We start from the raw sequence: 7602 nt of genomic DNA on the forward strand, positions 1-7602 counted from the left end.
GCCCGTCGACAGTGGTCGACGGGCGGCCGGTATCCGCTGAGAGGATCACCTCAGGGCGGTCACATCAGGTAGCACGCCTCCGTGTACTCGAAGTCGGCCGCCGTGGGTCCCTCGTACCACTCCTCCTCCAGGACGAGGCCCGTGGGACTGCCCGGCTCGATCCGGTTGATGATGCTCGAGCGGGACGCGTTCTCGTTGACGTCTCCCGAGTAGTCCCCGGCTCCCTCCGCGAACATCCCACCGGTGTCGACCCCCGTCAGCGAGTCGACCGACTCGTAGAGACCGCTTCGGGTGAGCTCATCGTTCTCGACCGCTTGCTCCAGGAGTCCGTGGATGACCGACGAGGCACCCCAACCCAGGACGAACCAGTCATCGGGCTCGGTCCCCATGGATTCGGCGACCTCCCGCATCTCGATGTGGCCTTCCGAGTCGTGGCCCCACGGAGCCACCGCTCCGGCGTGCAGGTAGCGCGCCTCGAGTGCCGGCGCGGCCTGGCTTCCCATCAGACCGGCGCTCCACGTGGGAGTGGAACCGATGAACTGGCCCTCGAACCCCTGCGCGACGGTGGCACCCACGATGGCGCCGGTCTCGATCGCACTGGTGGAGAGGACCACGACGTCCGGTTGATCGGCCAGGATCCGCTGGATCACCGCGGTCTGCTCGTCGGTCCCGCCGGGGGCCGTGGTGTACCGGGTGAACTCGACACCGCGTTCCTCGGCGGCGATCTCCGCGCCCTTGGCGGCGTCGTCACCGTAGTCACCGGGGAAGTGCACCGCGCCGACACTCGTCGCGTCGAAGTTGTCGACGGCGTAGTCCACCATGTTCATGGCCTCGGCACAGTAGCTGGTGCCGAACTCCATGACGCCCTCCTCGAACAGCCAGTTCGACCCCAGGGATGCGGGGACCGTGACGATGTTCTGCTGCCGGGTGTCGTCGAGGATGCCGTTGGTGTGGGCGGTGCCCATCGAGTGGGCCAACATCAGGACCTGGTCCCTGATCTCCCGGTACTCCTGGGAGTGGGTGGTCTCGTTGTAGGCGTTGTCCCGGACGTGGGTCACCATGTCGACCTCGTAGTCGCCGATGCCGCCGTTCTCGTTGACGTTCTGCCAGTAGGCCTGGGAGCCCTCGATCATCGGGGCGCCGATCGGTGAGAACGGTCCCGTCAGGTCGGTGATCGCTCCCAGGTAGATGCAGCCCTTCGAGTCATCGATCGCCTGTGGGCACGGTTCCTCGGTGACGCCGGCGACCTCGGTGTCTCCGCCGTCGTCGCGGCCACAGCCCGCCAGGACCAGGGCGATCGCCGACAGGCCGGCCACCCCGCTGCGTAGTGTCTTCGACTTCATGGTGTTCTCCTCAGGTGTTCAGTGGGTGGGTTCAGTAGGTGAACGGGAAGCTCTTCCAATACATCCGCATTCGCAGCCACACGCCGTACAGACCGCGCGGTTCGAACAACAGGAACGCCACGATGAGGCCGCCGTACAGAATCGCCTCGACCTCGAAGATGTTGGGGCTGGCGTTGGGTGCAGTGGAGATGAACGGGAACAGGTGGGCGACCTCCGCCGAGATCCGGGGAAGTGACGCGATCAGCAGGGCGCCCATGATCGACCCGGAGATGGTCGCGGCCCCGCCGATGAAGACGATGGCGACGAACTGGATCGACATGATCAGTCCGAACTGCTCCGGCCCGAAGTGTCGGTTCGCGACGAACAGCAGTGACCCGCACACGCCGGCGTAGAACGACGAGACCGTGAACGCGATGAGCTTGTAGCGCGCCAGGTCGACGCCCATGACACCTGCCGCGATGTCGCGATCGCGGATCGCCCCGAAGGCGCGCCCGATCCGCGAGCGGGCGATGTTCCGGGCCGCGAGCGCCCCGATCAGGAGGAGTGCGAGGAAGAACCAGTACAGCTTCTGGTCCGAGGTGAACGCACTGTCCAGGGTGAGGTCGTTGCCGAACACGACGGGGCGCGGTGCTTCGCGACCGACTCCCGGCCCCCCGGTGACACTCGACCACTCGGTGAAGATGTAGGTGCCGAGGAACACGAGGCCCAGCGTCACCACCGCGAGATACAGACCCCGCAGCCTGGTGGCCAAGGGGGCGACGACCACCCCGCAGAGCGCCGCCATCGCACCCGCGGCGATGATCCACACCGGGACGAAGGTGATGCCCAGGCCCAGTGCGCGCCCTTCGGGATCGCCGGCCACCACCGATGCGGTGTACGCCCCGACCCCGACGAAGAACGCGTGGCCGAGGGAGATCTGACCTGCGTAGCCGGTGATCAGGTTGAGCCCGATACCGCCGATGGCCAGAACGAGTCCCAGGCCGAGGATCCGCAACAGGTCGTCGCTGACGTTGAACGGCAGGAGTACCGCGATTCCGATGAGTATCGCGGCGCCGACCGCCTTGGCGCGCGTGTTGAACAGCGCCTGTTCCTGCCGGTAACTGGAGTACAGCTCCGGCCGACCGCGGGGCCGTCCGAAGAAACCGGTCCGACCTCCGGCCCCCGACTGCGACGTCGGGGATCCCGATGCGGACCCGGCCGACCCGCGGGACCCGCTCGAGGTATCGGATGGGTCCGCTGAAGATACGAGATGGCTCATACCCGTTCCACCTCCTTGGTGCCGAACAGTCCGTGTGGCCTGACGAGAAGCACCGCCAGCATGATGATCCAGGGCATCAGCGGTCCGAGATTGGTGGTGAGTTCCGGGAACCACTGGTTGTGATAGGTCGACACGACGGCCTGGGCGATACCGATGGTCAGGCCGCCGATGATCGCGCCACCTATCGAGTCGAACCCGCCGATGACGATCGCGGGCAGTGCGATGAGTCCCACCAACCACAGGGTGTTGCCGATAGGACCGCCGGTCGCGGCGAAGATCCCCGCGATCGCGGCCAGCGCACCGGCCATCGCCCACGACAGCGCGAAGATCAGGCTGGCGCTCACCCCCTGGGCCATCGCGGCCTCCTGGTCGGAGGCGACCGCCCGCATCGCCAGGCCGACCGAGGAATACCGGAAGAACAGCAGGAGGGCGATGACGATCACCGTGGCGGTGACGAACGCCGCCACGTGCCTGTGTTGGACGACGACCCCGGCGATCACCGAGACGTCGGTTCCCCACGGGTCCCCGACCGACCGCGGTTGAGAACCCAGGAACATGCCGGCGATCGTGCGGAGGACGATATCCAGTCCCACGGTGATGATCGCGATGATGAACACCGCCTTGCCGATCATCGGTCGGATCGCCGTCCGTTCGACCAGCAGAGCCACGACGCCGATGGCGACCACCCCGAGGATCGCTCCGACGTAGAAGCCCATCACCGGAGCGAGGAAGCTGACGATGATCGCACCGGACATGAGGAACGCGGGCTGCGCGAAGCTGATAACGCCGGTGGCCTTGAAGATCATGACGAAGCCGATCGCGACGAGTGCGTAGATGGCACCCGAGCCCAGACCGACGCTCAGGGCACTGAGGAACTGGGTCATCGTGCCCCCTCGTACAGCTCGTCGACGAGGTCCGCGAACATCCCCGTCACCGCCGAGCGCTTGACCTTCTGGGTCGCGGTCAGCTCGCCCTCGTCGTGATCGAGTTCCTTGGGCAGCAGTGCGAACGCCTTGACCTGCTCCACGGCGTTGAACCTCTCGTTGGCGGTGTCGACGACCCCCTGCACCAGCTCGCGGACCTCGGGTTTCTCCGTCAGGTCGCGGTAGGTGGTGTAGGCGATCCGTTTGCGGGTGGCCCAGTCGCCGACAGTGTCGAGCTCGATCCCGATGAGCGCGGTGAGGAACCTGCGGCCGTCGCCGATCACGAGGGCCTCCTTGATGTAGGGGGACACCTTGAGGGCGTTCTCGACCTCCGACGGGGACACGTTCTTGCCGCCGGCGGTGATGATGATGTCCTTCATCCGGTCGGTGATCGTGACGTGGGTCCCGTCGACCCATTCGCCCACGTCCCCGGTGTGGAGCCAGCCCTCGGCGTCGATGGTCTCGGCCGTCTTCTCCGGGTTGCGCCAGTACCCGGCGAACACCGCCGGGCTCCGGACCAGGATCTCGCCCGTGGTCTCGTCGATCTTCAGCTCGGTGCCCTCGTGGGGCTCACCCACGGTTCCGAGCTTCACCCGTCCGGGCTTGTTGGTGGTGGCGATCGCCGAGTTCTCGGTCATCCCGTAGAGCTCGTGCATCGGTACACCGATCCCCATGAAGAACTTGAGCACCTCCGGGGCGATCGGCGCAGCTCCGGAGACCGCGTAGCGCGCGTACCGCAATCCCGTCCGGACCCGCAGCGCCCGGTACATGCAGATCCACCCCAGCACGTACCACGTGCGGCTGGCCGGGGTGTGCCGGCCGCCGTTCGAGACCAGGGCATCGCCGATCCGCTCGGCCCGCGCCAGCCAGAAGCCCGACCACTTCCGCTTGAGCCAGGTGGCGTCCTCCAGACGAATCTGGGCCGAGGCCAGGAGTTTCTCCCAGATCCGCGGAACACCCATCACCAGGGTGGGCTGCACCTCCTGGAGGTTCTGGGGGACGGTGTCGATGGACTCGGCAAACGTCACCTGGAGCCGGCTCGCGCAGCTCATCCAGGTGGTGAAGAAGCGCTCGGCGACGTGCGAGAGCGGGAGGTAGGTGAGCACGTAGTCGGACGGTCCCGGCGGCGGATCGGACGTCCCCCCGCGGGTCATGACGGTGTCGATCGCGAACTCGACGTTGGACGTGGTGAGCATGGCTCCCTTGGGCGGGCCGGTCGATCCCGAGGTGTAGACGAGGGTGATCAGGTCGTCGGGCTGTGCCTGCTCCATCCGCCGGTTCACCGCCCCGTCGTCCCTCTGACGGTGCTCGCGACCGAGTGCAAGGAAGTCGTCCCAGTAGATGAGGCGCTCGTCGTCGTAGTGTCCCCGGATCCCGCGCGGCTCCAGGTACACGATGTGCGCGAGGTCGGGGCACTGGTCGGAGACCGCCAGCGCCTTGTCCACCTGCTCCTGGTCCTCGGCCACCAGCAGCTTCACCTGGCTGTTCTCCAGCAGGTACCCGACCTCGGCGGCCGGGTTGGTCGGATAGACGCCCACACTGACGCCCCGGACGGCCACTGTCGCGATGTCGCAGATCAGCCACTCGGGGCGGTTCTCGCTGTGGATCGCGACGCGGTCCTGGGTGTCGATCCCGAGCGCGATCAGCGCGTGCGCGACGTCCTGGATCTGGTCCCAGTACTGCGCCCAGGTGGTCGGCTGCCAGACACCCCGGGACTTCCTGCGCAGTGCCACGTCCCCGGGGTGGGCGGCGGCGTTGTCCCGGACCCGAGTGGCCAGAGTGGTGGTGCTCATCAGCTCCCCCCTCCGGACGCGGGCGCCGCGGCCTGGCCGCCCAGATAGGCCTCCACCACCGCCGGGTGGCTCTGGACCTCCGCAGGGGTGCCGAGGGCCAGCGGGGCGCCGAAGTCGATGGCCAGCACGCGGTCCGCGATGTCCATCACCAGGCTCATGTCGTGCTCGACGAGGATCATGGGGGTCTTGAACTCCTGTCGGATCGAGAGCAGGAAGCGCGCGGTGTCCTCGGTCTCCTCGAGGTTCATCCCGGCCACGGGTTCGTCCAGCAGGAGGATCTCCGGCTCCATCGCCAGTGCCCGCCCGAGCTCGATGCGCTTCTGGATGCCGTAGGGCAGCAGGCCCACCGGGAGCTTGCGCCACGCCTGCAGCTCCAGCAGGTCGATGATCTCCTCGACCGCGGCGCGGTTCAGTTCCTCCTGGCGTCTGGCCGGCCCCACCCAGGCGATCGCCGCGAGCGTGCCGTAGCGGAACTTCACGTGCCGGCCCAGCATGAGGTTGTCGACCAACGTCAGGTTGGCGAACAACTCGACGTTCTGGAACGTCCGGGCGACCCCCAGGCGGGCGATCTTGTGCGGACGCATCCCCAGGAGCTGTTGTCCCCTGAGCTTCACCGACCCCTGCTGCGGCCGGTACACGCCCGAGAGGACGTTGAAGATGCTGGTCTTCCCGGCGCCGTTGGGGCCGATGATCGCGAAGAGCTCGTCCGGGTTGACGGTGAAGTCGACGCCGTCGATCGCCTTGAGGTTCCCGAAGGCCAGGCTCACCTGCGAGAACTCGACGACCGGGGTGGAGGTGGACGGGTTCGTCATGACGCCCACCTCTTGCGCCGCCGGTACTGTTTGACGTCGCGATAGGACTTCGTCTCGTCGGAGTCCGAGCGCGCGCCCAAGTAGAACTCGCGGATGTCGTCGTTGTCGAGCAGGTCCGCCGCGGGCCCGTCCATGACCACGCGGCCGGTCTCCACCACGTACCCGTGTCGGGCGATCGACAGCGCCATCGCCGCGTTCTGCTCGACCAGCAGCACCCCGGTCCCCTGCGAGTTGATCTCCACGATGATGTCCCGGATCTGCTCCACCATCTTGGGCGCCAGGCCCAGGCTCGGCTCGTCCAGCAGGAGGTATCGCGGTGCGGACATGAGCGCCCGGCCGATCGCCAGCATCTGCTGCTCGCCGCCGGACAGGTAGCCGGCGACTCGCGACCTGCGCTCGTGGAGGACGGGGAAGAGCCCGTAGACGCGATCGAGGCCCTCGCGGAGGTGGCGGCGCGTGACGTGCGCGCCGATGCGCAGGTTCTCCTCGACCGAGAACTCCTTGAAGATCCGTCGCCCCTCGAGGACGTGCTTGACGCCGTGTCGCGCGATCGCGGGTGCGCTCAGCGAACCGATGTCCTCCCCGTCGAGGGTGACCGACCCCTTGGTGATGGCCCCGTTGTGGACATCGAGTAGTCCGGAGAGGCTGCGCAGCAGCGTCGACTTGCCGGCTCCGTTCGCGCCCAGCAGCGCGACGATGTGGCCGTCCGGCACGTCGAAACTCGCACCTCTGATGACGAGCATCGCGTCGTCGTAGACGACTTCGAGATTACGAACTGATAACACTCGGCCTCCTGGTGTGATGGAGACCACACTATTCTCAGGTGTCCGAACATTTCTGTGTTTAGGCCGATTTCTCTGATCATGTTCTCGGCGGCGCCGGGCTGGGCGAAGTCCCTGCGGGTGGCGCCGGAGTCGTGATATGTGAGGCCAGTCCACCGTCCTCGACCTGATTGACCTGCGACGATGCAGACCCGCGCGAGATCGGGTCCGGCGAGGACGGACGCGGCCAGGCGAGGCGTCGATCGTCTCTACACGTGTGTTAACCCCGTCATCGGACCCTGTGGATCGGCCCGGAACCCGGCGTCCGGAGCCTCCTCAGGCCAGGGTCCCGACCCGGTCGACGGCGGACACCGCGTCGGCCACCACCTCTACACCCGGAGCGGCCCCCGGGCGGCGCACCACGACCACCGGCACCCCGAGTTCGGCGGCCACCGCCATCTTCGGCCAGGTGTGCACGCCTCCCGAGTCCTTGGTCACCAGCACGTCCGCCCGGTGCGCGGTGAACAGCGCCCGCTCGCCCTCGGCCGAGTAGGGACCACGGTCGAGCAGGAGCCGCCACCGGGCGGGGATCGTCCCCTCGGGCGGGTCGACCACCCTCACCAGCGCCTCGCGGGTGGCGAGCGGACCGACGAACCTCGCCAGTGACTGTCGGCCGACGGTGAGGAACGGGCGGCCCCCGAGGTCCGCGGCG

General features: G+C 67.5%; 7 protein-coding genes. All 7 read right to left on the reverse strand.

Annotated elements, in window-relative coordinates; translation table 11 throughout:
* Nucleotides 1-59 precede the first annotated feature (59 nt).
* The gene (locus G6018_RS05090; RefSeq protein ID WP_179524136.1) at nt 60-1343 is read right to left on the reverse strand and encodes an ABC transporter substrate-binding protein; all 1284 of its coding nucleotides are present in this window, start codon (nt 1341-1343) and stop codon (nt 60-62) included.
* A gap of 31 nt (nt 1344-1374) precedes the next feature.
* Nucleotides 1375-2601: a branched-chain amino acid ABC transporter permease gene (locus G6018_RS05095; RefSeq protein ID WP_179524135.1), complete on the reverse strand. Its 1227-nt coding sequence runs from the start codon at nt 2599-2601 to the stop codon at nt 1375-1377.
* Nucleotides 2598-3485 carry a branched-chain amino acid ABC transporter permease gene (locus tag G6018_RS05100; protein ID WP_179524134.1) on the reverse strand — a complete coding sequence of 296 codons (888 nt, stop codon included), beginning with the start codon at nt 3483-3485 and terminating at the stop codon, nt 2598-2600. Before G6018_RS05100 ends, G6018_RS05095 begins: the two co-directional genes overlap by 4 nt.
* Nucleotides 3482-5317 carry an AMP-binding protein gene (locus tag G6018_RS05105; protein ID WP_182638971.1) on the reverse strand — a complete coding sequence of 612 codons (1836 nt, stop codon included), beginning with the start codon at nt 5315-5317 and terminating at the stop codon, nt 3482-3484. Before G6018_RS05105 ends, G6018_RS05100 begins: the two co-directional genes overlap by 4 nt.
* Nucleotides 5317-6129 (reverse strand): ABC transporter ATP-binding protein, encoded by an 813-nt coding sequence (locus tag G6018_RS05110; protein ID WP_182638973.1) that lies wholly within the window; start codon nt 6127-6129, stop codon nt 5317-5319. Before G6018_RS05110 ends, G6018_RS05105 begins: the two co-directional genes overlap by 1 nt.
* Entirely contained in the window at nt 6126-6914 is a 789-nt protein-coding gene (locus tag G6018_RS05115; protein WP_182616019.1) for an ATP-binding cassette domain-containing protein, read from the reverse strand. The genes G6018_RS05110 and G6018_RS05115 overlap by 4 nt, the downstream gene beginning before the upstream one ends.
* Nucleotides 6915-7226: 312 nt before the next feature.
* On the reverse strand, nt 7227-7602 hold a 376-nt coding region (locus G6018_RS05120; RefSeq protein WP_182638975.1), incomplete at its 5' end, for a precorrin-6A/cobalt-precorrin-6A reductase.

It is taken from the genome of Dietzia sp. DQ11-44, assembly GCF_014145205.1.
Lineage (GTDB): Bacteria > Actinomycetota > Actinomycetes > Mycobacteriales > Mycobacteriaceae > Dietzia > Dietzia natronolimnaea.